We start from the raw sequence: 24,285 nt of genomic DNA on the forward strand, positions 1-24,285 counted from the left end.
TTCGGGGCGCCGGAGAAGAAGCTGGGCATCAAGGGCTCGCCCACCCGCGAGGTCTACCTCGACAACGTCCGCATCCCCGCGGACCGGATGATCGGCGCGGAGGGCACCGGGTTCGCCACCGCGATGAAGACCCTGGACCACACCCGCATCACGATCGCCGCCCAGGCCCTCGGCATCGCCCAGGGCGCCCTGGACTACGCCAAGGGCTACGTCACCGAGCGCAAGCAGTTCGGCAAGCCGATCGCCGACTTCCAGGGCGTGCAGTTCATGCTCGCCGACATGGCCATGAAGCTCGAGGCCGCCCGCCAGCTCACCTACGCCGCCGCCGCCAAGAGCGAGCGCGTCGACGGCGACCTGACCTTCTTCGGCGCCGCCGCCAAGTGCTTCGCCTCCGACGTCGCCATGGAGGTCACCACCGACGCCGTCCAGCTCCTGGGCGGCTACGGCTACACCCGCGACTACCCCGTCGAGCGCATGATGCGCGACGCCAAGATCACCCAGATCTACGAAGGCACCAACCAGATCCAGCGCATCGTCATGGCCCGCAACCTCCCGTAACCACACGACCGTTGAGCTGTTGAAAGGAGACAGGCCGTGACCCTCAAGATCGCTGTCTGTGTGAAGTACGTCCCCGACGCGACCGGCGACCGCGGTTTCGCCGACGACCTGACGACCGACCGCGAGGCCGTCGACGGCCTGCTCTCGGAGCTGGACGAGTACGCCGTCGAGCAGGCCCTGCAGATCGCCGAGGAGGCCGACGGGGCCGAGGTCACCGTCGTCACCGTGGGCCCGGACGACGCCAAGGACGCGCTGCGCAAGGCGCTGTCGATGGGCGCCGACAAGGCCGTCCACGTCAACGACGAGGACATCCACGGCTCGGACGTGTTCGCCACCTCCGCGATCCTCGCCAAGGCCCTGGAGAAGACCGGCTTCGACCTGGTCGTCTGCGGCATGGCCTCGACCGACGGCGCCATGGGCGTGCTGCCCGCGCTGCTCGCCGAGCGCCTGGGCCTGCCGCAGGTCACCCTGCTCTCCGAGGTCTCCGTCGAGGACGGCACCGTGAAGGGACGCCGGGACGGCGACGCCGCCACCGAGCTCCTGGAGGCCCCGCTGCCGGCCGTCGTGTCGGTCACCGACCAGTCCGGCGAGGCCCGTTACCCCTCCTTCAAGGGGATCATGGCCGCCAAGAAGAAGCCGGTCCAGGAGCTGGACCTGGACGACCTGGACGTCGACGCCGACGAGGTCGGCCTCGGCGGGGCCTGGACCCTGGTCGACTCCGCGACCCCGCGTCCGGCCCGTACCCAGGGCACGATCGTCACGGACGAGGGCGACGGCGGCAAGCAGCTCGCCGCCTTCCTCGCCGCCCAGAAGTTCATCTGACCCGCCACCGGCCAGACACCCACACAGGAGCAACGAATCATGGCTGAGATCCTGGTTCTCGTGGACCACGCCGACGGTGCGGTCCGCAAGCCGGCCCTCGAACTGCTCACGATCGCCCGTCGCATCGGCGAGCCCTCGGCCGTCGTCCTCGGCGCCGGCGAGGCCGCCGCGTCGATCGCGGCGACCGCCGGCGAGTACGGCGCGGCCACCGTGTACGTCGCGGACGGCGCCGAGTTCGCCGAGCAGCTCGTCGTCCCGAAGGTCGACGCGCTCGCCCAGCTCGCGCAGGAGAAGGGGGCGGCCGCCGTCCTGGTGACCTCCTCCGGCGAGGGCAAGGAGATCGCGGCCCGCGTCGCGCTCCGCCTCGGCTCCGGTCTGATCACCGACGCCGTGGAGCTGGAGGCCGGCGAGAACGGCCCGGTCGCCACCCAGTCCGTCTTCGCCGCCTCGTACCAGGTGAGGTCGACGGTCTCGAAGGGCGTGCCGGTCGTCACCGTCAAGCCGAACTCCGCCGCCCCGGAGGCCGCCCCGGCCGCCGGCACGGTCGAGAACGTCTCCGTCGCCTTCACGGGCAACGCGGCGAAGGTCGTCTCGCGCACCCCGCGCGTCTCCACCGGCCGCCCCGAGCTGACCGAGTCCGCGATCGTGGTCTCCGGCGGCCGCGGCGTCGGCGCGGCCGAGGGCTTCGGGGTCGTCGAGAAGCTGGCCGACTCGCTCGGCGCGGCCGTCGGCGCCTCCCGCGCCGCCGTGGACGCCGGCTGGTACCCGCACGCCAACCAGGTCGGCCAGACCGGCAAGCAGGTCTCGCCGCAGCTCTACGTCGCGGCGGGCATCTCCGGCGCGATCCAGCACCGGGCCGGCATGCAGACGTCGAAGACGATCGTCGCGGTCAACAAGGACCCGGAGGCCCCGATCTTCGACCTCGTGGACTACGGCGTGGTCGGTGACCTCTTCGAGGTGCTGCCGCAGCTCACGGACGAGATCGGCCCCCGCTGACCTTCCGGCGGCGGAAAGGGGCGATGGGGTGGCACAGAGTGCCACCCCATCGCCCCTTTCCCATGCCGTGGGACCCTCATGACGGAGGACCGGGGCCCGCTCACATCCAGCCGTCGAGCGGGACCTCTTCGCAGAGCCGGACGACCGGCCGGCGGCCGGAGACGCCGACGCCCGAGGAGAGCTTGACCCGGGCTCCGGGACGCACCGCGTGCGGGGGCCCGTCGACCCGGCAGCGGACCACGAAGCCCTCCGTCATGTGCACCGGCCAGAGGTCGGCGTCGGCGGCGGCGACCCCGCGCCGTACGGAGATCACGCCCTCGCCCCCGCTGAGTTCGGGCGCGAGGTCGGTCGACCCGCAGGTCGGACAGAGCAGTCGCTGGAACGTGGTGGTATGGCACCAGCGGCAGCGCTGGAAGTAGAGCTCGGAGTCGGGGGCCGACTCCTCGGCCTGGACGGCGGTCCCGCTCCTCAGTCCCGTGTGGAACACGATGCCTTCTCCTCGCACTCGGCGGCTCGACCGTGCATGGAGCAAAGATATGGCACTGAGTGCCATCAAATAAAGACCTGAGTTCCCTCAATCGGAGATACCGAGATCCCCGGACGCCTCCGGGCCCCGCCCGGACGCCCCTCAGTCCCCGCCGAGGCTCGACTCCACCTCGCGCACCACGCGCCACATCGGGGTGGACCGCTTGGTGATGACCACCACGACGTCCTCCGTCTCCTCCGCCGGGGCGTCCGCGGCCGGGGCGGCGCCCCAGGTGGTGCGCACGAACTCCAGGGCCTCGTCCACCGCGGCCAGCGGGTCGCCCTCGCCGCCCGAGCGCAGCCAGTGGCGCAGGGCGTGGTTGTGGGCGGCGACCACGGCCGCCGCGACCACGTTGGCCCGCAGGGTGCCGTCCCTGCGGTCGGCCCAGCGGGTGCGCAGGTAGTCGCCGAGGGTCTTCTCGTACCGCCAGACCACCGACAGCTCGTACGTGCGGAGTCCGGCCACCTCGCGGGTGAGCCGGTAGCGCTGCACGGAGAAGGTGGGGTTCTCGGCGTACATCCGCATGACGAGCCGGGCGGCGCCGCAGACCCGGGCGACCGGGTCGTCGGAGTCCGCGCTCGCCGCGAGGAAGCGGGTCATGTCGTCGAGGCACTGGTCGTGGTCCGGGAAGACCACGTCCTCCTTCGACGGGAAGTACCGGAAGAAGGACCGCCGGCCGACGCCCGCGAGGGTCACGATGTCGTCGACGGTGGTCTGCTCGTAGCCCCGCTCCAGGAAGAGCTGGAAGGCCGCGGCGATGAGGGAGTCCCGCATCGCGGGCTTCGTGGAGTTCGTCGACGCTGTTCCCATGCGTCGAAACTAGCATTGGGAGTGCGGACGCACGGCACTCGGTACCGGACGGATCCGGCACCGAGTGCTTTATGGAGGGTACGGAGGCTCAGCGCGCGGTCATCCGGAGGGCGCCGTCCATGCGGATCGTCTCGCCGTTGAGGTAGTCGTGCTCGGCGATCATCGTGACGAGCCGGGCGTACTCCTCCGGGCGGGCGAGGCGCTGCGGGAAGGTGACGCTCGCGGCGAGACCGGCCCGGACGTCCTCGGTGAAGCCGGCCATCATCGGGGTGTCGACGATGCCGGGGGCGACGGTGACGACCCGGATGCCGAACTGCGCGAGGTCGCGGGCGGCGGTGACGGTCATGCCGGCGACGCCCGCCTTGGAGGCGGCGTACGCGATCTGGCCGACCTGGCCCTCGAAGGCGGCGATGGAGGCGGTGTTGACGACGAGGCCGCGCTGTCCGTGCGCGTCGGGCTCGTGCCGGGCGATGGCCTCGGCGGCGAGCCGCATCACGTTGAACGTGCCGATCAGGTTGACGTTCACGACGGCGCGGAACAGGTCGAGGTCGTGCGGCCCCTTGCGGCCCAGGATCCGGGCGGAGGGCGCGATGCCGGCGCAGTTCACGGCGAGCCGCAGCTCGGCGCCGTCGGCGTCGATCTCGGCGAGGGCCGCGCGGACCTGCTCCTCGTCGGTGACGTCGGCGGCGAGCAGCCGGACGCCCTCGGGGAGGGCCCCGGCGCCGGCCACGGCCTTGTCCAGGTCCAGGCCGTAGACGGTGGCGCCCCGGGCGGCGAGCGCGGCGGCGGTGGCGGCACCGAGGCCGGAGGCGGCGCCGGTGACGAGAGCGGCGGAGCCTGCGATGTCCATGGAACTCCTCGTTCGTGTCGTGCGGGGGCGACCCTGCCGCCGGGATGGCCGCCGGATCGGGCGCGTGCCCGCGGAGGACCGCGCGGTCCGCGCGATCTGCGCCGCTCACCATAGAACCGCGCGCCGGGCCGCCGGAAGCGGAGGCCGGGCCCCGCCTCGGCTCCGGTCAGTCCGAGGGCACGGCGTGCGGCCGGAGCACCATGAGCCCGTCCTCCACGGCCGCGACCATGGCGAAGGGGAACCGGTCGAGTTCGAGGCAGAGCGCGACGTCGTCGGGGTGGGCGCCTTCGCGCACGCCCTCCGTCAGTTCGGCGGCGGCGCGCGACCGCGCGGCCCGGCGGAGGAACCCGGCCGGGTCCGTCCGGGCCCCGGCGGCCCTCCCCGCGATGTACTGGGCGCACGCCAGGTCCTCCTCGGCGCGCCCGTCCTCGCCGGTGACCACGAACGTGACGCCGTCGCACCCGCGCGACCGCAGGAGCCGGGCCGTCGCCTCCGCCACGACGAAGGCGGCACAGAGCACCAGCGGCGCGTCCTCGACCGCGAGGGCGCCGACCGTCCCCGCCGTGGTCTTCTGCACGACGGTCCGTCCGCCGAGGTCGGCGGAGCGCAGCAGGCCGGGCGAGTTGACGGCGTCGAACCCGGGCGCCGGCGGACCGTCCTTGAGGGCCACCCAGTCCGGGTGACGGTCCTTCAGCGCCAGGGCCTCGTCCAGGGACCCGGCGAGGACGATCCGCTCCGCTCCCCCGCCGAAGGCCCAGGCGGCCACGGTGAAGGCACGCATGACGTCGACCACGACGGCGGCGGAGGGGATGTCGGTCAGCTCGGGGATGCCGAGGAAACGAGCGTCCATCCGACCATGATCGCCCACGCCCGCCCCCCGGGGTCACAGCCTGTCGGACAGGCCCCAACTCCTCGGGCAATGGCGCGCGTCACGCCGACGGACGTCGGGGCCGACCGCCTGACGGGGCCTCCCCAGAGGCCCGACCCGCTACTTCTCCGCGAGCGCCAACCCCCGGCTGATCACCAGCCGCTGGATCTGGTTCGTCCCTTCGAAGATCTGCATGATCTTGGCCTCGCGCATGTAGCGCTCCACCGGGAAGTCCCGGGTGTAGCCGTAGCCGCCGAGGACCTGGACCGCGTCCGTGGTGACCTTCATGGCCGTGTCGGTGGCGATGAGCTTGGCCGCGCTGGCCTGGCGGCCGAAGGGGCGGCCGAGGTCGCGGCGGCGGGCCGCGTCCAGGTAGGTGGCGCGGGCCGCGTCGACGGCGGCGGCCATGTCGGCGAGCAGGAAGCCGAGGCCCTGGTGGTCGACGATCCGGCGGCCGAAGGTGGTGCGCTCGTTGGCGTACGCGACGGCGGTGTCCAGGGCGGCCTGGGCGAGGCCCGTGGCGCAGGCGGCGATGCCGAGGCGGCCGTTGTCGAGGGCGCTGAAGGCGATCTGGAGGCCCTGGCCCTCCTCGCCGACGAGGCGGTCCTCCTCCAGGAGGGCGCCGTCCCAGTAGGCGGCGGCGGTGGGGACGGCCTGGAGGCCCATCTTTCGCTCGGGCGCGCCGAAGGTGAGGCCCTCGGTGGTGCCGGGGGCCAGGAAGCAGGAGACGCCGTGGCTGCCCGGGGCCGTACGGGCGAAGAGGGCGTAGAAGTCGGCCCGGCCGCCGTGGGTGATCCAGGCCTTGGTGCCGGTGATCCGGTACCCGCCGCCGTCCTCCTGCCGCTCCGCCTTGCAGCTCAGGGCGGCCGCGTCGGAGCCGGCCTGCGGCTCGGAGAGGCTGTAGCCGCCGACGGTCCGGCCCTCCAGCATCGCGGGCAGCCAGCGCTCCTTCTGCTCGGGCGTGCCGAAGGCGTGCAGCGGGTGGCAGGCCAGGGTGTGGACGCTGGTGGCGACGGCCACGGCCGCCCAGCGCGCGGCCAGTTCCTCCAGGACCTGGAGGTAGACCTCGTACGGCTGGCCCCCGCCGCCGTACTCCTCGGGGTACGCGAGACCCAGGAGCCCCGCCTCGCCGAGGGTCGCGAAGAGCCCCTCGGGATAGGTCTCGGCGGCCTCGTGCTCGTCCACCCGGGGGGAGAGCTCCTTGTCGGCGATCTCCCGGGTGAGGGCGATGAGGTCCGCGGCTTCGGGGGTGGGAAGCAGGCGGTCGACATCCATGGCGACTCCAGCGGCGCGCAAAGTGGTACTGGGGAGGGTACTCCAGTACCGGTCAGAGTAGCGCAGCAGCGGTCGGCCGCAACCCCTGGAGCCGTGCCGCACGCACCGGCGCCGCGCGCGTGGGGCCCCGGCCCCCTCCGGGCGCGGCCTGGAATACTGGCCGGGTGATCGAGACCTCCGCCGCCGACACCCCGCAACTGACGGGTCGCGGAGCGGCACGCCGCTCCGCCCTCTTCGAGGAGCTCGTCGCCCTCCTCGTCGGCGAGGGCTTCGCCGGTCTGACGCTCGACGACCTCGCCGCCCGGCTGCACTGCTCGAAGCGGACCCTGTACGGCCTGGCCGGCAGCAAGGAGCAGCTCGTCCGGGCGGCGGTCGTGCACTTCTTCCGGCGTGCCACGGCCCGGGTCGAGGCCGTCCTCGCCGCCGCCACCGGGCCCGCCGAGCGACTCGCCGCCTACCTGCGGGCGGTCTCGGCCGAACTGGCTCCGGTCTCGCCGCAGTTCTTCGACGACGTGGCGGCCTTCGAACCGGCGGCCGAGGTGTACGAGCGCAACACGCGCGCGGCCGCCGGGCGGGTCCAGCAGCTCATCGAGGAGGGCGTGCGGGCGGGGGTCTTCCGCGAGGTGCACGTGACCTTCGCCGCCGACGTCATCTCCTCGGTCATGGTCCGCATCCAGCGGCGCCAGGTCGCCGCCGCGACCGGCCTCGCCGACGCGGAGGCGTACGACCAGCTCGCCGAACTGCTCCTCAGCGGCCTCCGGAAGGCCTGAACCCGCACCCCGCGGAGCCTCCGGAAGCTCCGGCGCGATTGGCCGGTTTCCACCCCCGCTCCTCCCTCACCCCTCGCACCCGCTCGACTACTCTGTGCCGCGCCATCCACCACCCCACCCCCAGGGAGGCCTCCGCGTGGAGCACAGCCGTACCGCCCTCAGGATCCGTGCCGTCCTCGCCGCCATGGGCGTCACCGCCGCCCTCACCGCCGCCCCGGCGGCGCAGGCCGCGCCCGTCGAGAGCGCCGGGAAGCACCGGCCCGCGCCGCACGCGCCCTGCACCGGGGAGTTCCTGGGCGACGCCCGGCTCGGTCCCGAGCACCTGCCGAACAAGCGACAGGAGCCGGTCGGGCCGCTGCTCAAGGGCTACCACCGGACCGGGAAGCTCTCCCCCGCCGCCTTCCTCAAGAAGTACTGGGAGGGCCCGGCCGACACCGGTGGCTGGAAGTACCCGCCGAACGACGGCTTCGGCGAGGTGAACGGCCAGGTCGACAAGGCGCCCGAGCTCTTGCTGGAGGGCGAGCGCCTGGACCGCTTCGGCTCGGAGTTCGGCGGCTACCTGGCCCCGGCGGGCGACGCCTACGCCGAGCGGGCGCTGCCCCCGCAGAACCTCGACACCCGTGACGCCGCCTTTCCCTGCGACTACCACGCGTACGAGGTGACGCGGACGTTCGTGGTCTGGGAGGGCTCCATCGCGCCCTGGTTCGAGCAGCCGGGCGGCGGCCGCCAGATCAAGCTGGACCCGGCCTTCCTGGACCCGGGCGAGGGGCAGCGGCTCAACGTGAAGTGGCTGCTCGACAACGGCTACCTCGTGCGCGTCCCCGCATGACCGACCACCGCCGCACGCTGGAGCGGGCGCTCCAGGAGGCCGGGGTGCCCGCCGGCTACTACTGGATCGAGGGCGTCCACGAACCCTCCCCCGTCCCGACCGACTTCGCCTATCTGCGGGCGGCGCCGGGAGGGGGCGGCTGGGAGACCGGAGTGTACGAGCGGGGCGCGTACGAGCCGGTCGCCACGCACCCGGCCGAGGAAGAGGCCTGCGCGCACCTCCGGACGCTCCTGGGCGCCTAGCGCCCCACCGCCCCGCCCTCCGTGTTCGGGAAGTGAAGGGGGCCGGGTCCCGACCGACTTATCTCACGTCATGACTTAAAGCTAAAGATAAAGTCGCCCCCAGGGCCCCCGCGGCGGTATGTTGCGGTCAGGACTATTCCACCAGGGGGCCCAGTGACCATGCGGAACGGACGCACCGTCCGTGACCTGCGGCGCGAGAACCGCACCGCCGTCCTCCAGCGCCTGTACTTCGACGGGCCGATGAGCCGCTTCTCGCTGGGCCCGGCGACCGGGCTGAGCTCCGGCTCGGTCAGCAACGTGGTCGCCGAACTCGTCGCGGAGGGCCTGGTCGAGGAGGCGGGCAGCGTCGACTCGGCCGGCGGGCGCCCCCGCACCCTGCTCCGGGTCTCCCCCGGCAGCGGCTTCATGATCGGCGTCGACGTCGGCGAGACCCGGATCAGGATCGAGCTGTTCGACCTCTCCCTCACCGAACTCGCCCGCACCGAGCGCCCGTTGGCCGTGGACAGCCCGCACCCGCACGACCGGTACGAGGTCGGGGTCGTCGTCGGCCACCTCCGGGACGGCATCGCGGAGGTGCTGCGGACCGCCGGCGTACCCGCCGAACAGCTCCTCGGCGTCGGCGTCGGCGTGCCCGGCATCGTGGCCCGCACCGCCGAGGACGGCGCGGTCGTGCACGGCCAGACCATCGACTGGGACGCCGTGCCCCTGGAGCGGCTGCTGCGCGAGAGCGTGGAGCTCCCGGCCTCGGTGCCGTACTGGATCGACAACGGCGCCAAGACCCTCGGCCAGGCCGAGATGTGGTTCGGCGCCGGGCGCGGGGCTCGCAGCGCCGTCGTCGTGCTCTTCGGCTCCGGCGTCGGCGCCTGCGTCGTCACCGACCCGACGGGGCCGGGGCGGGCGGTCGAATGGGGCCATCTGAAGGTACGGGTACGGGGTCGCCGCTGCCGTTGCGGCGCCCTGGGCTGCCTGGAGGCGTACGCGGGCGCGGAGGCCCTGCTCGAACGCTGGCGCGAGGCGGGCGGGCGGCCGCCGGAGGGCGCGGACGAGGAGACGGCCCTCACCGCCATGCTCGCCGCCGCGTATCCGGCCGGAGCCGGCACTCCCCCGGACGCCACCGCGCTCGCCGTCCTGGAGGAGACCGCCGAGTTCCTCGGCGCCGGATTCGCCGACCTGATCAACCTCTTCCAGCCCGAACGCATCCTCGTCGGCGGCTGGGCCGGCCTCCAGCTCGGCACTCCCTTCCTGGAAGCGGTCGAGGGGTACGCCCGGGAGTACGCCCTGACGTACCCGGCGGCCCGCGTGGAGATCGGCCTGGGCACGCTGGGCCCGGACGCGGTCACGGTCGGCGCGGCGATCCTGCCGCTCGCGGACTTCTTCACCCGGGGCGGCCGGCGGGTCGAGACCGGGGCCGAGACCGCCGGGGAGCAGCCGGCGTGGGCGACGACCGTGCGGGAGCGGACGGCGCACTGAGACGGGCGGCCTCCCGGAAGGTCCCGCCCCGAGCCGATCGGCTCCGGCAGCCGGGAAGCCGGGGGTGCGCGCCGCGTCGGCCTGTTCGCCGCCCATCGCGGACAGCAGTCCGGAGGGCAGGGTCTCGGTGAGGCTCGTGACGCACACGGCGGCCGCCGGAGCGAGCAGCGCCGACAGGGGCGACTTGCTTGAAGGAGAAGGGCTTTCGGTCCGCCGGGGAGCGAGGGCGGGGCCGCGCGAGGGCCCCCTGGTCAGATCGGTGCGCGACATGACAGCATGCTCGAACCCTTCCACCGATGTGAAGGTCGAGCGGGATCCGGAAAGGCGCGGGAGCGTCACGGAGAGGAGGGGAGGACAGGGCCGTGCGGATCGGGGAACTGTCGGAACGCACCGGTGTTTCCCGCCGGATGCTGCGGTACTACGAGGCGCAGGAGCTGATCGCCTCCCGGCGGTGCGCCAACGGCTACCGCGACTACCCCGAGCCCTGTGTGGACCGCGTCCAGCAGGTGCGCCGGCTGCTCGACGCGGGCCTGTCGACGCAGACGATCCGCAGGATCCTGCCCTGTCTCGGGCCGCCCGGCCGCATCGACATCCCGAACCCGACGCCGGAGACGATCGCGCTCCTGGAGCTGGAGTGCGCGCGCATGTCGGAGCGGATCGGCCGACTGACCCGCAACCGGGACGCCGTGACCGCGTACCTCGCGGAGGTCCGGAGGGCGCCCCCGGCCGAAACCGCCGAACCGGCCGCCTGACGCCCCGCGCGTCTCCTTCGGTTTCGGTGAGGACCCGGCCCGCGGGCGGGGTGTCGCCCGGTCAGTACGGCGACCACACCGCTGACCGGCCCCCCGTCAGGCGGGGGCGAAGAGGTCCCCGGGGGCGTCGTCCAGGACGAAGCCGTTGTCGAAGCGGACGCGGACCGTCGTGCGGAGCTTCCGTTCCCGATGGGCGGTCCAGGCGGGTTCCAGGGCGGCGACCTGTTCTTCGAGCCGTCCCCTGCTGGCCGGGGGCATCTGGTGGCCGAAGTCGTCCAGGAGGGACGTGAGCCGTTCGTACTCGCGCACCTCCGGGCCCTGGGGACGGTCCTCGTCCACCACCCGCTCGACGGTGCCCTCGGCGCCCGCCGCCAGGGCCAGGAACCCGGCCCCGGTGCCCGTCTCCGCCGCGGGTCCGCCGGCCGGGACGACCTCGCCGGCCAGTCGGAGGTCCACCGCAAGCCGTACCCGCCGGCCCTCTTTCAGCATCGTCGGTCCTTCGTCCTCGGGATGGTCGGGCCGCATCTACGCGCGCGCGTGGCCCGGGCCGATTATCGCGGGCCGGGGCCCGGCACCGTTTCGGGGGCCGGTTCGCGGTTATGCGGCATGTCAGCAAGGCAATGGTTTTCCAGGTTCTCGGAGAGGAGCCACGATGTCCGGCAACGAGAAGATGAAGGCCAAGGGCGAGCAGGCCAAGGGCGCGATCAAGGAGACGACGGGCCGCGCGCTCGGCGACGAGCGGATGGCCGGCGAGGGTCGCGCCGAGCGGGCCAAGGGCGACGCCCGGGAGGCCAAGGAGAAGACGAAGGACGCCTTCAAGCGCTGACCCCCGGGTCGGCACCGCCGCGGCCCCCGGCCCCCTCTGGGGCCGGGGGCGCGGCGCGTGCGGAGCCGGGCGGGTCGTGACGAGGGGTCGGACACGAGGGAGGGAGGGGCCCGGATGGGATCCATCGGGGAGGACAGGGGGCCGGTCCGGCGCGGTCCCGTGGCGAGCGGGCGCGATCTGGTGCTCGCGATAGGGCTCGCGGGGACGTGCGTGGGCGGTCTGGCCCTCTTCTTCAAGACGGCCGAGGCGGCCGGGGACCGCGGTTCGGGGGTGCCGGCCGCCCTCCTGGTGGCGTTCGCCGCCCTCGGGGCGCTGGCCGTCGGCCTCGCGCTGGTCAGGAGGGGCGCGGCGCCCGCCAGGGGCCGCCGGGCCCTCCGTACGGCCGTCGCCGCGCCGGTCCCGGAGGTGCCCGACGTCGGGCCGGGGGCGCTGGACCACACGGCGGTGGACCCCGACGGCTTCGAGCACACGGTCGCCGCGCTGTGCGCGCGGGACGGCTGCTCGCCGGTGGAGGTGGTCGGCGGCGCGGGCGACCTGGGCGCCGACGTGATCGCGACGACCGTGGACGGGCGGCGCGTGGTGCTCCAGTGCAAGCAGTACGCGGAGGACCACCGGGTGGGGTCCCAGGACCTCCAGCGGTTCGGCGGCACCTGCTTCACCGTGCACGAGGCCGACGTGGCCGTGCTCGTGACCACCAGCTCGATCACCGCGCCGGCCGCCGAGTACGCCGCCACCTGCGGGATCGTGTGTGTGGACGGCGAGGGCCTGGCCGCCTGGACGGACCAGCTCGCGCCTCCCCCGTGGGAGGCGCTCCCGGTGGACCCGGCCTGAGCGGCGGGGTCGCCCCTTCGCTCCCGGCCCGTCCGGACAGGCCCTGGGCCGTGTCCGGGCGGGCCGCTCGTGCGATCGGCCCGGACACGGATCCGGCAGGGGCGGCCGAGCCGGTCCCTTGCAGGACACGGGGCGGACGACCCACCTCTTTCAGGACACGGGGCCGCCGAGCCGGTCCCTTGCAGGACGCGGGTCGGACGACCGTTCCTTTCGGGCGAGTTCGGCCCGCCGTCACGTCGGCCGCCGTCGCCCTCGTGGGCGCCGGGCGGCCGGACGGTCTCCGGTGATCAGACGGTGAAGCGGTCGGGATCGGCGGACTTCCAGTCGGCCGCCCAGAAGGCGGGCGGCTCGGCGAGCAGTTGTCCCGGGTGGAGCCACTCGTAGAGTTCTTCGTAGGAGCGTTCGGTGACGGGGTCGACGCGTCGGCGGAGCATGTGCGGGCGCAGTTCCGAGGGGTCGGTGACGCCCATGGAGGCCATGATCTGCAGGGCGCTGGCCACGGTCGCCTCCTGGAAGCGCTGGACGCGCAGCGTCTTGTCGGGGACGTCGATCGCGCGCGCCCGGCGGGGGTCCTGGGTCGTGACGCCGGTGGGGCAGGTGTTCGTGTGGCAGCGCTGGGCCTGGATGCAGCCGACGGCGAACATCATCGCCCGGGCGGCGTTGCCGTAGTCGGCGCCCTGCACCATGCGCTTGACCAGATCGGCGCCGGTGGCGATCTTCCCGCTCGCCCCGATCCTGACGCGGTCGCGCAGGCCCGCGCCGACGAGGGCGTTGTGCACGGTGAGCAGGCCCTCGGTGAGCGGAGTGCCGACGTGGTCGGCGAATTCGAGCGGCGCCGCGCCCGTTCCGCCCTCGGCTCCGTCCACCACGATGAAGTCGGGGGTGGTGTCCTCCTCCAGCATGGCCTTGCACACGGCGAGGAACTGCCGGCGCGAGCCGACGCAGAGCTTGAACCCGGCGGGCTTGCCTCCGGACAGCTCCCGCATCCGGGCGACGAAGCGGACGAGTTCCCGCGGGGTCGAGAAGACCCGGTGGTACGGAGGGGAGACGACCGTGCGCCCCTCGGGCACCCCCCGGACCCGGGCGATCTCCGCGTTGACCTTGGCTCCCGGCAGCACACCGCCGATGCCGGGCTTCGCTCCTTGCGAGAGCTTCAGGGACACGCACTTGACGTGGTCGTGGGCGGCCTTGTCCGCGAACTGGGACGGGTCGAAGTCGCCCTCGTCGGTCCGGCAGCCGAAGTACCCGGTCCCCACCTCCCAGACGAGGTCGCCGCCCGGGCGCAGGTGGTGGTCGGAGAGACCGCCCTCGCCGGTGTCCTGGGCGAAGCCGCCGGCCGCCGCACCCCCGTTGAGCGCGAGGACCGCGTTGGCCGACAGGGAGCCGAAGCTCATCGCCGAGACGTTGAGCAGCGCCATGTCGTAGGGGCGGTCGCAGCCGGGCCCCCCGATCCGTACGCGGGGAGGCGCCTCGGGGACCGCACGCGGTGCCATGGAGGGCACGAGGAACTCGTACCCGGCCTCATAGACGTCCCGTTCGGTGCCGTAGGGCTCCTCCGCCTCCGTGCCCTTGGCGCGCTCGTAGACGATGTTGCGCACGTCCCGGTCGAAGGGGCGGCCGTCGTAGTTCCGCTCGACGAAGTACTGCTGGAGCTCCGGACGTATCCGCTCCAGGAGGAAGCGGGCGTGTCCGAGGACGGGGTAGGCGCGCAGCACCGAGTGCCGGCGTTGCAGCAGGTCCCACGCTCCCAGCAGGCCCAGGAGGGCGAGCGGGACAGCGGCGAGCCACCACAGGGGCGAAGTCTCCGCGCCGGCCGCGGCGGCCGTGCCCGCGGCACAGAGGATCAGGACGACGATCATCACACGTATCACGCGGTCCGCCTTGCCCGGGGGCGGGCCGTCACGCCCTTCACCTGCTCAAAGGTCTCTCAAGTCTTCGCCCGGGATCCGTAATGGGGGGCCTAGGCCACGGACCCTATCCGTCCCAGCGGGCCCCGGGGCCCGTCGTGGTGGATCGGGGTGTGGGCGCCGGTGAGCGAGGCGCCCGTGCCGCCGCGCCGGTGGGCGACGATCTCGGCGCCGATCGAGAGGGCGGTCTCCTCCGGCGTGCGGGCGCCGAGGTCGAGGCCGATCGGGGAGCGCAGGCGGGCGAGTTCGATCTCGGTGACGCCGACCTCGCGCAGGCGCTCGTTGCGGTCCAGGTGGGTGCGGCGGGAGCCCATCGCGCCGACGTAGGCGACGGGGAGCCGGAGGGCGACCCGGAGCAGGGGCACGTCGAACTTGGCGTCGTGGGTGAGGACGCACAGGACGGTCCGGGCGTCCACGTCGGTGGACTCCAGGTAGCGGTGGGGCCATTCCACGACGATCTCGTCGGCCTCGGGGAAGCGGGCCGGGGTCGCGAAGACGGGCCGCGCGTCGCAGACGGTGACGTGGTAGCCGAGGAACTTGCCGACCCGCACGAGCGCGGCGGCGAAGTCGATGGCCCCGAAGACGATCATGCGGGGGGCGGGGACGGAGGACTCGACCAGGAGGGTCAGGGGCTGTCCGCAGCGGCTGCCGTCCTCGCCGATCTCCACGGTGCCGGTGCGGCCCGCGTCGAGCATCGCGCGGGCCTCGCCGGCGGCGGTGCGGTCCAGCTCGGGGTGGCCGCCGAGCTTCCCCTCGTACGAGCCGTCGGGGCGGACCAGGAGGGCCTCGCCGAGCAGGTCGTCGGGGCCGGCGACGATCCGGGCGAGGGCCGCCGCCTCGCCCTCGACGGCGGCGGCGAGCGCGGCGGGGAAGACCCCGCCGCGGACCGGGGTGACGAGGATGTCGATGATCCCGCCGCAGGTCAGGCCGACGGCGAAGGCGTCCTCGTCGCTGTAGCCGAAGCGCTCGACGACGGTCCGTCCGTCTTCGAGGGCCTGGACGCACAGGTCGTAGACCGCGCCCTCCACGCACCCCCCGGAGACCGATCCGATCGCCGTGCCCTCGCCGTCGACGGCGAGTGCGGCGCCCGGCTGCCGGGGCGCGCTGCCGCCGACCGCCACCACGGTGGCGACGGCGAAGTCGCGTCCCTGCTCGACCCACCGGTGCAGCTCTTCGGCGATGTCCAGCATCTCGGTTCTCCTTGGGGTGCGGGGAGGGCGGTGGGGGCGTCAGCCGACGCCGAGCCAGCTCTCGATCGGATGGATGGCGAAGTACACGACGAAGATCGCGGTCAGGCCCCACATGAAGGCCCCGACCTCCCGCGCCTTCCCCTGGGCGGTCTTGATCACCGCGTAGGAGATGACACCGGCGGCGACGCCCGTGGTGATGGTGTACGTGAACGGCATCAGGACCACGGTGAGGAAGACCGGGATCGCCACGGAGCGGTCGCTCCAGTCCACGTGCTTGGCGTTCTGCATCATCATCGAGCCGATGACGACCAGGGCCGCGGCGGCGACCTCCTGCGGCACGATCGCGGTGAGCGGGGTGAAGAACAGGCAGAGGGCGAAGAAGCCGCCGGTGACCACGGAGGCCAGGCCGGTGCGGGCGCCCTCGCCGACGCCGGTGGCGGACTCGACGAAGACCGTCTGGCCCGAGGCGCCGACGCCGCCGCCGACGATGCCGCCGGCCCCGTCGATGAAGAGGGCCTTGGAGAGGCCGGGCATGCGGCCCTTGTCGTCGGCGAGCTTGGCCTCGGTGCCGACGCCCAGGATGGTGGCCATGGCGTCGAAGAAGCCGGCCAGCACCAGGGTGAAGACGATCATGGTGATCGTGATGTAGCCGACGTCGCCCCAGCCGCTGAAGGACACCTCTCCGATGAGGGAGAAGTCAGGAGCGGAGACAGCGCTGCCGTCCAGCTCCGGCGGGCCGGAGAACCAGGCCTTGGCAGGTATGTCGGCGACCGCGTTGAGGACGACCGCGACGACCGTGCCGGCGACGATGCCGATGAGGATGGCGCCGGGGATGTTGCGGGCCTGGAGGGCGAAGATCAGGAGCAGGGTGAAGGCGAAGATCAGGACGGGCCAGCCCTGGAGCTCGCCGGCCGGGCCGAGGGAGACGGGGCCGCCGCCCGGGGCGGGGTTCTCGTGGACGAAGCCGGCCTTGACGAAGCCGATGATCGCGATGAAGAGGCCGATGCCGATGGTGATGGCGTGCTTCAGGGCGAGCGGGATGGCGTTCATGATCATCTCGCGGAGGCCGGTGACCACCAGGAGACAGATCACCGCGCCGTACGCCACGGACATGCCCATGGCCTGCGGCCAGGTCATGACGGGGACGACCTGCGAGGCCATGACGCCGGAGACGCTCAGACCGGCGGCGAGGGCGAGCGGGACCTTGCCCCAGAAGCCCATGAGGAGGGTCGTCGCGGCCGCGGCGAGGGCGGTGGCGGTGATGAGCGCCGGCTGGCTGAGCAGGTGCCCGTCGACGTCCTTGCCGCTGAGGATCAGGGGGTTGAGCAGGAGGATGTACGCCATCGCCATGAAGGTGGTGACGCCGCCGCGGACCTCCGTCGCGACGGTGGATCCTCTCTCCGAGATGTGAAAGTACCGGTCGAGCCAAGACCTGCCGGCGGGGGTGCGCGAGCCGGAGCCCGCGTCCTCGGCGGTGGTCTTGGGCTCCACTGACGACTGGGTCATGGGGCCTACTCCCAAGGTTCAAAGGGGCACCCGCGTCGGACTTCGAAGGGTTCTGGTCCGGCTGAAGCCGCGGGATTTGGGATGCTGCGTGGCTGCACGACCCGGGGGACGGCCCGAGACGAACGGGGTGGTGCGGGGGTGGTGCGCGAGGACTCCGGGCGGTACGGACGGGGAAGGGTGACGTTCCCGGGACGGGCCGTACCGCCCGGAGGGTCCTACAGGGTGCCGGTGAGCGCCTCGGGGCGGACCGGCGTCTTGTTGAGCTCCAGGCCCGTCGCGTTCCGGATCGCCGCGAGGACGGCCGGGGTGGACGACAGGGTCGGGGCCTCGCCGAGTCCCCGCAGGCCGTACGGCGCGCTGGGGTCGGCCAGTTCGAGCACGTCGACCGGGATGGTCGGCGTGTCGAGGATCGTCGGGATCAGGTAGTCCGTGAAGGAGGGGTTGCGCACCTTCGCGGTCTTCGGGTCCACGATGATCTCTTCCATCACCGCGACGCCCAGGCCCTGGGTGGTGCCACCCTGGATCTGGCCGACGACGGAGAGCATGTTGAGCGCCTTGCCCACGTCCTGGGCGGTGGCGAGCTCGACGACCTTGACGAGGCCGAGCTCGGTGTCCACCTCGACGACCGCGCGGTGCGCGGCGAAGGTGTACTGGACGTGGCCGTCGCCCTGGCCGGTGACCAGGTCGAAGGGGACGGTCGGGCGGTGCCGGAACTCCAGCTCCAGGTCGATCGGGTCCTCGCCCTCCAGGACGTCGGCGAGGGTCGCGAGGACCTCGCCGCCGTCGGTGACGACCTTGCCGCCCTCCAGGAGGAGCTCGGCGGTCGCCCAGGCGGGGTGGTAGGAGCCGTTCTTGCGGCGGCCGATCTCCAGGACCTTCTCGCGGACGGCCTCGCAGGTGTTCTTCACCGCGCCGCCGGTCATGTACGTCTGCCGGGAGGCGGAGGTGGAGCCGGCGGAGCCGACCTGGGTGTCGGCCGGGTGGATGGTGACCTGGGTGACGCCGAGCTCGGTGCGGGCGATCTGGGCGTGCACGGTGACGCCGCCCTGGCCGACCTCCGCCATGGCCGTGTGGACCATGGCGACGGGCTCGCCGTTGATGACCTGGAGGACCACGCGGGCGGTCGAGTAGTCGTCGAAGCCCTCGGAGAAGCCGACGTTCTTGATGCCGACGGCGTAGCCGACGCCGCGGACGACGCCCTCGCCGTGCGTGGTGTTGGAGAGGCCGCCGGGCAGCGCGCGGACGTCCGCGCCCTCGCCGGCCGACTCCCACTGGCGCTCGGGCGGCAGCGGGCGGGCCTTGACCCGGCGGAGCAGCTCGGCGACCGGGGCGGGCGAGTCGACGACCTGGCCGGTGGGCATGAGCGTGCCCTGTTCCATGGCGTTGATCTGCCGGAACTCGACCGGGTCCATGCCCAGCTTCGCCGCGAGCTTGTCCATCTGCGCCTCGTACGCGAAGCACGCCTGGACCGCGCCGAAGCCGCGCATCGCGCCGCAGGGCGGGTTGTTGGTGTAGAGGGCGACGGCCTCGATCTCGACGTCGTCGACCACGTACGGGCCGGCGCCGAGCGAGGAGGCGTTGCCGACGACGGCCGGGGAGGCCGAGGCGTAGGCGCCGCCGTCGAGGACGATCCGGGCCTTGAGGTGGGTGAGCTTGCCGTCCTTGGTGGCGCCGTGCTCGTAGTGGAGCTTCGCCGGGTGGCGGTGCACGTGGCCGAAGAAGGACTCGAAGCGGTTGTAGACGATCTTGACCGGCTTGCCGGTGCGGAGCGCCAGGAGGCAGGCGTGGATCTGCATCGACAGGTCCTCGCGGCCGCCGAAGGCGCCGCCGACGCCGGAGAGCGTCATGCGGACCTTCTCCTCGGGCAGGCCGAGGACGGGCGCGATCTGGCGCAGGTCGGAGTGGAGCCACTGGGTGGCGACGTACAGGTCGACGCCGCCGTCCTCGGCGGGTACGGCGAGGCCGGACTCGGGGCCGAGGAAGGCCTGGTCCTGCATGCCGAAGACGTACTCGCCCTCGACGATCACGTCGGCCCGCTTGCGGGCCTCCGCCACGTCGCCGCGGACGATCGGCTGGCGGTGCACGATGTTGGGGTGCGGGACGTGGCCGGCGTGGTGGTCGTCGCGGCCCTCGTGGATGAGGGGTGCGTCGGGGGCGAGCGCGGAGGCCTCGTCGGTGACGAGCGGCAGCTCCTTGTACTCGATCCTGATCTTGGCGGCGGCGCGGCGGGCCGTCTCCGGGTGGTCGGCGGCGACCAGGGCGACCGGCTCGCCGTGGTGGCGCACCCGGCCGTGGGCGAGGACGGGGGTGTCCTGGATCTCCAGGCCGTAGTTCTTCATCTCGGCGGGCAGGTCGTCGTAGGTGAGGACGGCGTACACGCCGGACGTCGCCAGGGCCTCGGAGACGTCGATGGAGACGATCTCGGCGTGGGCGACGGTGGAGCGGAGGGTCTGGCCCCACAGCATGTCCTCGTGCCACATGTCCGAGGAGTACGCGAACTCGCCGGTGACCTTGAGGGTGCCGTCGGGGCGGAGCGTGGACTCGCCGATGCCGCCCTTGGTGTGGTTCTGGGTGACGTTGGTGGGCGTACCGGCGGGTGCGGTACGGGTGTTCTGCGCCATGGTCAGACCGCCTCTCCCTGACGGGCGGCCGCGAGGCGGACCGCGTCGAGGATCTTCTCGTAGCCCGTGCAGCGGCACAGGTTGCCGGAGAGGGCCTCACGGATGTCCTGGTCGGACGGGTCGCTGTGCCGCTCCAGGAGCTCGTCGGCGGCGATCAGCAGACCGGGGGTGCAGAAGCCGCACTGGACGGCGCCGGCGTCGATGAACGCCTGCTGGATCGGGGAGAGTTCGACGCCCTCGCCGGTCTGGGAGTCCTGACCGGGCCTGGCCTGCCACTTCTTGGCGGCGTCGAGCGAGGTGCCGCCGCAGGCGCCCGTGCCGCAGGAGCCGTGCTCCGTGCGCTCCTTGGCGAACTCGGCGAGGCCCTCGACGGTGACGACCTCGCGGCCCTCGACCTGGCCGGCGGCGACGAGGCAGGAACAGACGGGGACGCCGTCGAGGCGGACCGTGCAGGAACCGCACTCGCCCTGCTCGCAGGCGTTCTTGGAGCCGGGAAGGCCCATCCGCTCGCGCAGGACGTAGAGGAGGGACTCGCCCTCCCAGACGTCGTCGGCCTCCTGCGGACGTCCGTTGACCGTGAAATTGACGCGCATGTTATGCAGCTCCCTCAAGCGTGCGGCCGGTGCCGCGGTACTGCTCCCAGGTCCAGCCGAGCTGGCGGCGGGCCATGATGCCGACGGCGTGGCGGCGGTACTTCGCGGTGCCCCGGACGTCGTCGATCGGATTCGCGGCGCCCGAGCAGAGGTCGGCGAACTGCTTCGCGATCGACGGGGTGATGATCTTGCCGTTGTCCCAGAAGCCGCCCTCCTCCAGGGCCGCGTTCAGGAAGGCCTCGGCCTCCTTGGCGCGGATCGGGGTCGGCGCGGCGGAGCCGATGCCGGTGCGCACGGTCCGGGTCTCCGGGTGGAGCGCGAGACCGAAGGCGCAGACGGCGATGACCATCGCGTTGCGGGTGCCGACCTTGGAGTACTGCTGGGGGCCGTCCGCCTTCTTGATGTGGACGGTCTTGATGAGTTCGTCGGGCTCCAGCGCGTTGCGCTTCACGCCCGTGTAGAACGCGTCGATCGGGATGAAGCGGCTGCCGCGCACCGACTCGACCTCGACCTCGGCGCCCGCGGCGAGCAGGGCCGGGTGGGCGTCGCCGGCCGGGGAGGCGGTGCCGAGGTTGCCGCCGACGCCGCCGCGGTTGCGGATCTGCGGGGAGGCCACCGTGTGCGAGGCGAGCGCCAGGCCGGGCAGCTCGGCCCGCAGGTTCTCCATGATCCGGGTGTACGGGACGGAGGCGCCGAGCCGGACGTTCTCCTCGCCGACCTCCCACTCGCTCAGGAGCTCGATGCGGTTCAGGTCCAGGAGGTACTCGGGACGCCGGTGGTCGAAGTTGATCTCGACCATGACGTCGGTACCGCCCGCGATGGGCACGGCCGTGGGGTGCTCGGCCTTGGCGGCGAGCGCCTCCTCCCAGCTTGCGGGGCGAAGGAAGTCCATGGTGGCTCTCTTCTAGTGATTCTGGTGATCGGATGATCAGTGCGGTGCGGATGGGCCCGGGAAGACGGCCGGCCCTCGGCTTGTTCATGTGCTGTTCACGCGGTGTGTGGCCTAGTACACAAGGCCACGATCGCCCGGGTGCAGTCACCGAAAACATGAAGGAGTTGGCTGGCGCCCACTGTCGTCTTGTAGATTCGAACGAAAGGCGGAAAACGGAAACCTCACCGTTCCCCCATGGAAACGGTGGCACCACCGACCCGTCGACAATGCGACAACGCGACAACCACGACCACTGACGAGAAGGACGGCGGCGACATCATGCGGCTGCGCGCACTGCTGGAGAACGACGCGCTGGGGCTGCGCCTGCTCGGCGGCGACGACGAGCTGGACCGCACCGTCCGGGGCGTGATGACGACGGACCTCAAGGACCCCAGCCGTTACCTGTCCGGCGGGGAGCTGGTCCTCACCGGTCTCGCCTGGCTGCGGGAGCCGGCCGACGCCGAGCCCTTCGCCCGGATCCTGGCCTCGGCCGGGGTGGCGGCGCTCGCGGCGGGCGAGGCGGAGCTCGGGGACATCCCCGACGATCTCGTACAGGCGTGTTCGCGCCATCGGCTGCCGCTCTTCGCGGTCAACGAGACCGTTGCGTTCGCGACGATCACCGAGCACGTCGTTCGACAGGTGTCCGGCGAGCGGGCCGGGGACCTGGCGGCCGTCGTCGACCGGCACAGGCGCCTGATGACCTCCGGTCCCGCGGGCGGCGGCCCCGAGGTCGTGCTCGACCTGCTCGGCTCCGACCTGGACCTGCGGGCCTGGGTCCTCTCCCCTACCGGCCGCCGGATCGCGGGCGCCGGGGAGCCGCTGGACGGCGGGCTCGCCGCCACCCTGGCCGGTGAGCACCTGGCCGCCGTCCGGACCGGCCGGCGCGGTCCGCACCGGGTGTCCGGCGGCGGCACGACGTACTCGCTCTTCCCGATCCGCAACACCGGCCGGGGCGCCGCCCCCGCCGTCCGGGACGTGCGCGAGACGGTCCTCTCGGACTGGCTGCTCGCCGTCGAGGCGGACGCGGGCGACTGGCCGGCCGCCCGGCTCGACCTGCTCCAGGGCGTGACCCAGTTGATCGCGGTCGAGCGGGACCGGCGCGACGCGTCCCGTACGGTACGGCGCCGGCTCGCCCAGGAGGTCCTGGAGCTGGTGCAGACGGGCGCGACGCCCGCCGAGATCGCGGCCCGGCTGCGGGTGGCCGCCCCGGTGCTGCTGCCCGGACTCGGCACGGCCCCGCACTGGCAGGTCGTCGTGGCCCGGGTGGACTGGGAGCAGGAGGCCGGCCAGGGCTCCCCGGTGGACGGCGGCCCGGTCGCGCAGGCGCTCCTGGAGGAGATCCTCGTGGACCCGGCGGCCGTCGGCGCCGAGTCGGCCGACCGGATCGCCGTCGCGCACAGCGGCGACGAGGCCATCGCCCTGGTGCCGCTGGCCGCCGGGCCGCTGCCGGACAGCGAGGACGAGGGCCGGACGCCCGTCGCCGGTCTGCACGCGGACGCGCTGCTCGCCGCCGTACGGGCTCCGCTCTCCGCGGGCCTCGCCGACGACGGGCGCCTGACCCTGGGCGTCAGCGCGGCCGTGCACTCGGCGGAGGGCCTGCGCGGGGCCCTGGAGGAGGCCCGGCACGCCCGCCGGGTCGCCGCGGCCCGGCCCGGCCGGGTCTGTGCGGCCGGGCACCACGAGCTGGCCTCGCACGTGCTGCTGCTGCCGTTCGTGCCGGACGACGTCCGCCGGGCGTTCACGGCCCGGTTGCTCGACCCGCTGCGGGACTACGACCGGCGCCACCGGGCGGAGCTGATCCCGACCCTGGAGGCGTTCCTGGACTGCGACGGCTCCTGGACGCGCTGCGCGTCCCGGCTCCACCTGCACGTGAACACGCTGCGGTACCGGGTGGGCCGGATCGAACAGCTCACCGGCCGCGACCTGTCCCGCCTGGAGGACAAGCTCGACTTCTTCCTGGCGCTGCGGATGAGCTGAGGCGCCCCGCGGACGCCTCCGGCGGAGGCCCGGAGAACCGTCCGGGAATTCACTCCTTCGGAGGAGTCCGAAGGAGTGGCGTCCGGCCTGGTGGGGCCCTGTCGGCCGGGGCGGCCGACGGGCCGCGCCGGGGCCCGGTCCCGGGCCCGGTGGCGATCTGACGGCTCGTCGGGAGTCCTCGGAAGGGTGGTCACCCCACCGATCGTCCCTTTGTGAAATCTTTCACCCGACCCCTTGGCCGGGTGCGGCCCTTCGTGCTGAGATGCGGGTCTACTCAACAGCTCGATGGCGCGCTCGGGGAGGGCAATGTGGCGGACACCGCCATGTCTGGTTCCGAATCACGGGATGGCGGAGACCCGTCCCTCGCCTACGGCAAGGAGACCCCCCTGGAGACCGCCCTGTGGCGTCTCCGCTCCCGGGGCTGCTGGACGGACGCGGCCGCGCTGCTCGCACCGCGCGCCGCCGAACCGGGCGCCGCGCTCGAACGGGCCGCGCTGCTCGTCGAACGCTGCCTCTACACCGAGAAGGGCTGGGCCGACGCCGAGGAGGCCCTGCGGACGGCCGAGGCGGTCGCCCGCACGGACGAGGAGCGCGGGGCCGCCGCCTGCGAACGCGGCTACCTCGCCTACGCGTCCACCCTGCTCGGGGTCCGTGACCGGGCCGACGAGGCCCGGATGGCCCTGGGCCGGGCGGCGGCCCTGATCGCCCCCACCGCCGGGGGCCGGCCGCTGCTCGACTTCCGGCGCGGGCTCATCGCCCAGAACCTCGGCGACTCCCCGCAGGCGGCCCGCGCCGCGTACCGCAGGGCGCACGCGGGGGCAGCCGCCCAGGGCGACTCCCTGCTGCTCTCCTCGACCTGGCGTCATCTGGCCGGAATCGCCCTGCGCGAGGGCGAGTTGGCGGAGGCGAGACACGGCTTCGCCGAATCGCTGCGGATCCGCGAGGAGTTGGGCTATCTGGTCGGTACGGCTCCGGCCCTCACCGCCCTGGCCACCACGGAGACGGAGCCGGAGGCCGGACGGCTGCGGGCGGAGGCGAGGCGCCTGTTCCGGCTGCTCGGCGGGGTGCCCACCTGGCTGGCGGCCCAGCTCACGCCTCACCCTGCCACGTGAACTCCCCTCACACCAAGGGAACT

The 24,285-nt window shown here is 73.1% G+C and carries 24 protein-coding genes; 12 read left to right on the forward strand and 12 right to left on the reverse strand.

Features of this window, described 5'->3' with window-relative positions; genetic code table 11:
• The 3 genes from ACFYNX_RS32975 to ACFYNX_RS32985 form a co-directional block, all read left to right on the forward strand.
• On the forward strand, nucleotides 1-558 hold a 558-nt coding region (locus tag ACFYNX_RS32975), incomplete at its 5' end, for an acyl-CoA dehydrogenase family protein (protein WP_388667128.1).
• Between the two features lie 36 nt (nucleotides 559-594).
• Nucleotides 595-1,380, forward strand: a complete 786-nt coding sequence (locus ACFYNX_RS32980; RefSeq protein WP_365541530.1) for an electron transfer flavoprotein subunit beta/FixA family protein — start codon at nucleotides 595-597, stop codon at nucleotides 1,378-1,380.
• A 39-nt stretch (nucleotides 1,381-1,419) separates the two neighbouring features.
• Nucleotides 1,420-2,376: an electron transfer flavoprotein subunit alpha/FixB family protein gene (locus ACFYNX_RS32985; protein ID WP_365541532.1), complete on the forward strand. Its 957-nt coding sequence runs from the start codon at nucleotides 1,420-1,422 to the stop codon at nucleotides 2,374-2,376.
• 100 nt (nucleotides 2,377-2,476) lie between these two features.
• Here the strand turns inward: ACFYNX_RS32985 and ACFYNX_RS32990 are convergent, their stop codons facing one another.
• The 5 genes from ACFYNX_RS32990 to ACFYNX_RS33010 all read right to left on the reverse strand — a co-directional run bounded on the left by ACFYNX_RS32990 (nucleotide 2,477) and on the right by ACFYNX_RS33010 (nucleotide 6,705).
• Entirely contained in the window at nucleotides 2,477-2,863 is a 387-nt protein-coding gene (locus ACFYNX_RS32990) for a zinc ribbon domain-containing protein (RefSeq protein ID WP_388667132.1), read from the reverse strand.
• A 141-nt stretch (nucleotides 2,864-3,004) separates the two neighbouring features.
• On the reverse strand, nucleotides 3,005-3,712 hold the full coding sequence (locus ACFYNX_RS32995) for a TetR family transcriptional regulator (protein WP_365541536.1): 708 nt from the start codon (nucleotides 3,710-3,712) through the stop codon (nucleotides 3,005-3,007).
• Nucleotides 3,713-3,800: 88 nt separating this feature from the next.
• The gene (locus tag ACFYNX_RS33000) at nucleotides 3,801-4,562 is read right to left on the reverse strand and encodes an SDR family NAD(P)-dependent oxidoreductase (RefSeq protein WP_388667135.1); all 762 of its coding nucleotides are present in this window, start codon (nucleotides 4,560-4,562) and stop codon (nucleotides 3,801-3,803) included.
• A gap of 166 nt (nucleotides 4,563-4,728) precedes the next feature.
• The gene (locus ACFYNX_RS33005; RefSeq protein ID WP_388667138.1) at nucleotides 4,729-5,412 is read right to left on the reverse strand and encodes a 2-phosphosulfolactate phosphatase; all 684 of its coding nucleotides are present in this window, start codon (nucleotides 5,410-5,412) and stop codon (nucleotides 4,729-4,731) included.
• A 138-nt stretch (nucleotides 5,413-5,550) separates the two neighbouring features.
• The gene (locus ACFYNX_RS33010; protein WP_388667141.1) at nucleotides 5,551-6,705 is read right to left on the reverse strand and encodes an acyl-CoA dehydrogenase family protein; all 1,155 of its coding nucleotides are present in this window, start codon (nucleotides 6,703-6,705) and stop codon (nucleotides 5,551-5,553) included.
• A gap of 164 nt (nucleotides 6,706-6,869) precedes the next feature.
• Between ACFYNX_RS33010 and ACFYNX_RS33015 the strand changes: the two genes are divergently transcribed.
• The 5 genes from ACFYNX_RS33015 (at nucleotide 6,870) to ACFYNX_RS33035 (ending at nucleotide 10,768) form a co-directional block, all read left to right on the forward strand.
• Nucleotides 6,870-7,475, forward strand: coding sequence for a TetR/AcrR family transcriptional regulator (locus ACFYNX_RS33015; RefSeq protein ID WP_365541544.1), 606 nt, complete (start codon nucleotides 6,870-6,872; stop codon nucleotides 7,473-7,475).
• A 184-nt stretch (nucleotides 7,476-7,659) separates the two neighbouring features.
• Nucleotides 7,660-8,304 carry a TNT domain-containing protein gene (locus tag ACFYNX_RS33020; RefSeq protein ID WP_388667198.1) on the forward strand — a complete coding sequence of 215 codons (645 nt, stop codon included), beginning with the start codon at nucleotides 7,660-7,662 and terminating at the stop codon, nucleotides 8,302-8,304.
• On the forward strand, nucleotides 8,301-8,546 hold the full coding sequence (locus tag ACFYNX_RS33025; RefSeq protein ID WP_388667144.1) for a hypothetical protein: 246 nt from the start codon (nucleotides 8,301-8,303) through the stop codon (nucleotides 8,544-8,546). The genes ACFYNX_RS33020 and ACFYNX_RS33025 overlap by 4 nt, the downstream gene beginning before the upstream one ends.
• A gap of 153 nt (nucleotides 8,547-8,699) precedes the next feature.
• The gene (locus ACFYNX_RS33030) at nucleotides 8,700-10,016 is read left to right on the forward strand and encodes an ROK family protein (RefSeq protein ID WP_388667147.1); all 1,317 of its coding nucleotides are present in this window, start codon (nucleotides 8,700-8,702) and stop codon (nucleotides 10,014-10,016) included.
• Nucleotides 10,017-10,378: 362 nt separating this feature from the next.
• Nucleotides 10,379-10,768, forward strand: a complete 390-nt coding sequence (locus ACFYNX_RS33035) for a MerR family transcriptional regulator (protein ID WP_388667150.1) — start codon at nucleotides 10,379-10,381, stop codon at nucleotides 10,766-10,768.
• 96 nt (nucleotides 10,769-10,864) lie between these two features.
• Here ACFYNX_RS33035 and ACFYNX_RS33040 read toward each other — a convergent pair whose 3' ends face one another.
• Nucleotides 10,865-11,257 (reverse strand): hypothetical protein, encoded by a 393-nt coding sequence (locus ACFYNX_RS33040; RefSeq protein ID WP_388667153.1) that lies wholly within the window; start codon nucleotides 11,255-11,257, stop codon nucleotides 10,865-10,867.
• 163 nt (nucleotides 11,258-11,420) lie between these two features.
• Here ACFYNX_RS33040 and ACFYNX_RS33045 point away from each other — a divergent pair, with 163 nt between their 5' ends.
• Together ACFYNX_RS33045 and ACFYNX_RS33050 are read left to right on the forward strand one after the other, a co-directional pair.
• Nucleotides 11,421-11,594 carry a CsbD family protein gene (locus ACFYNX_RS33045; RefSeq protein ID WP_365541551.1) on the forward strand — a complete coding sequence of 58 codons (174 nt, stop codon included), beginning with the start codon at nucleotides 11,421-11,423 and terminating at the stop codon, nucleotides 11,592-11,594.
• Nucleotides 11,595-11,708: 114 nt separating this feature from the next.
• Nucleotides 11,709-12,425 carry a restriction endonuclease gene (locus ACFYNX_RS33050; protein ID WP_365541553.1) on the forward strand — a complete coding sequence of 239 codons (717 nt, stop codon included), beginning with the start codon at nucleotides 11,709-11,711 and terminating at the stop codon, nucleotides 12,423-12,425.
• Between the two features lie 287 nt (nucleotides 12,426-12,712).
• Here the strand turns inward: ACFYNX_RS33050 and ACFYNX_RS33055 are convergent, their stop codons facing one another.
• The 6 genes from ACFYNX_RS33055 to ACFYNX_RS33080 form a co-directional block, all read right to left on the reverse strand.
• A complete protein-coding gene (locus tag ACFYNX_RS33055) occupies nucleotides 12,713-14,284 on the reverse strand; it encodes an FMN-binding glutamate synthase family protein (protein WP_388667201.1) in 1,572 nt (523 codons plus the stop codon).
• Between the two features lie 101 nt (nucleotides 14,285-14,385).
• A complete protein-coding gene (locus ACFYNX_RS33060) occupies nucleotides 14,386-15,522 on the reverse strand; it encodes an XdhC family protein (RefSeq protein WP_388667157.1) in 1,137 nt (378 codons plus the stop codon).
• A gap of 39 nt (nucleotides 15,523-15,561) precedes the next feature.
• Nucleotides 15,562-17,028, reverse strand: coding sequence for an NCS2 family permease (locus ACFYNX_RS33065; RefSeq protein ID WP_365541555.1), 1,467 nt, complete (start codon nucleotides 17,026-17,028; stop codon nucleotides 15,562-15,564).
• 215 nt (nucleotides 17,029-17,243) lie between these two features.
• Nucleotides 17,244-19,649: a xanthine dehydrogenase subunit D gene (pucD, locus tag ACFYNX_RS33070; RefSeq protein WP_365541556.1), complete on the reverse strand. Its 2,406-nt coding sequence runs from the start codon at nucleotides 19,647-19,649 to the stop codon at nucleotides 17,244-17,246.
• Between the two features lie 2 nt (nucleotides 19,650-19,651).
• Nucleotides 19,652-20,242, reverse strand: a complete 591-nt coding sequence (locus ACFYNX_RS33075) for a (2Fe-2S)-binding protein (protein WP_365541557.1) — start codon at nucleotides 20,240-20,242, stop codon at nucleotides 19,652-19,654.
• A gap of 1 nt (nucleotide 20,243) precedes the next feature.
• Entirely contained in the window at nucleotides 20,244-21,134 is an 891-nt protein-coding gene (locus tag ACFYNX_RS33080) for a xanthine dehydrogenase family protein subunit M (RefSeq protein WP_121832305.1), read from the reverse strand.
• Nucleotides 21,135-21,452: 318 nt separating this feature from the next.
• Here ACFYNX_RS33080 and ACFYNX_RS33085 point away from each other — a divergent pair, with 318 nt between their 5' ends.
• Together ACFYNX_RS33085 and ACFYNX_RS33090 are read left to right on the forward strand one after the other, a co-directional pair.
• A complete protein-coding gene (locus ACFYNX_RS33085; protein WP_388667204.1) occupies nucleotides 21,453-23,150 on the forward strand; it encodes a PucR family transcriptional regulator in 1,698 nt (565 codons plus the stop codon).
• Nucleotides 23,151-23,473: 323 nt separating this feature from the next.
• Nucleotides 23,474-24,262 carry a hypothetical protein gene (locus ACFYNX_RS33090; RefSeq protein ID WP_365541559.1) on the forward strand — a complete coding sequence of 263 codons (789 nt, stop codon included), beginning with the start codon at nucleotides 23,474-23,476 and terminating at the stop codon, nucleotides 24,260-24,262.
• Nucleotides 24,263-24,285 lie beyond the last annotated feature (23 nt).

The organism is Streptomyces sp. NPDC007872 (assembly GCF_042868165.1).
Classification (GTDB): domain Bacteria; phylum Actinomycetota; class Actinomycetes; order Streptomycetales; family Streptomycetaceae; genus Streptomyces.

Excerpts from the sequence above, each read along its gene's own strand:
- ACFYNX_RS32985 (WP_365541532.1), top strand. The coding sequence starts at position 1,420 with ATGGCTGAGATCCTGGTTCTCGTGGACCACGCCGACGGTGCGGTCCGC.
- ACFYNX_RS32995 (WP_365541536.1), bottom strand. The coding sequence starts at position 3,712 with ATGGGAACAGCGTCGACGAACTCCACGAAGCCCGCGATGCGGGACTCC.
- ACFYNX_RS33000 (WP_388667135.1), bottom strand. The coding sequence starts at position 4,562 with ATGGACATCGCAGGCTCCGCCGCTCTCGTCACCGGCGCCGCCTCCGGC.
- ACFYNX_RS33005 (WP_388667138.1), bottom strand. The coding sequence starts at position 5,412 with ATGGACGCTCGTTTCCTCGGCATCCCCGAGCTGACCGACATCCCCTCC.
- ACFYNX_RS33010 (WP_388667141.1), bottom strand. The coding sequence starts at position 6,705 with ATGGATGTCGACCGCCTGCTTCCCACCCCCGAAGCCGCGGACCTCATC.
- ACFYNX_RS33020 (WP_388667198.1), top strand. The coding sequence starts at position 7,660 with ATGGGCGTCACCGCCGCCCTCACCGCCGCCCCGGCGGCGCAGGCCGCG.
- ACFYNX_RS33025 (WP_388667144.1), top strand. The coding sequence starts at position 8,301 with ATGACCGACCACCGCCGCACGCTGGAGCGGGCGCTCCAGGAGGCCGGG.
- ACFYNX_RS33040 (WP_388667153.1), bottom strand. The coding sequence starts at position 11,257 with ATGCTGAAAGAGGGCCGGCGGGTACGGCTTGCGGTGGACCTCCGACTG.
- ACFYNX_RS33045 (WP_365541551.1), top strand. The coding sequence starts at position 11,421 with ATGTCCGGCAACGAGAAGATGAAGGCCAAGGGCGAGCAGGCCAAGGGC.
- ACFYNX_RS33050 (WP_365541553.1), top strand. The coding sequence starts at position 11,709 with ATGGGATCCATCGGGGAGGACAGGGGGCCGGTCCGGCGCGGTCCCGTG.
- ACFYNX_RS33055 (WP_388667201.1), bottom strand. The coding sequence starts at position 14,284 with ATGATCGTCGTCCTGATCCTCTGTGCCGCGGGCACGGCCGCCGCGGCC.
- ACFYNX_RS33060 (WP_388667157.1), bottom strand. The coding sequence starts at position 15,522 with ATGCTGGACATCGCCGAAGAGCTGCACCGGTGGGTCGAGCAGGGACGC.
- ACFYNX_RS33065 (WP_365541555.1), bottom strand. The coding sequence starts at position 17,028 with ATGACCCAGTCGTCAGTGGAGCCCAAGACCACCGCCGAGGACGCGGGC.
- pucD (WP_365541556.1), bottom strand. The coding sequence starts at position 19,649 with ATGGCGCAGAACACCCGTACCGCACCCGCCGGTACGCCCACCAACGTC.
- ACFYNX_RS33075 (WP_365541557.1), bottom strand. The coding sequence starts at position 20,242 with ATGCGCGTCAATTTCACGGTCAACGGACGTCCGCAGGAGGCCGACGAC.
- ACFYNX_RS33080 (WP_121832305.1), bottom strand. The coding sequence starts at position 21,134 with ATGGACTTCCTTCGCCCCGCAAGCTGGGAGGAGGCGCTCGCCGCCAAG.
- ACFYNX_RS33085 (WP_388667204.1), top strand. The coding sequence starts at position 21,453 with ATGCGGCTGCGCGCACTGCTGGAGAACGACGCGCTGGGGCTGCGCCTG.
- ACFYNX_RS33090 (WP_365541559.1), top strand. The coding sequence starts at position 23,474 with ATGTCTGGTTCCGAATCACGGGATGGCGGAGACCCGTCCCTCGCCTAC.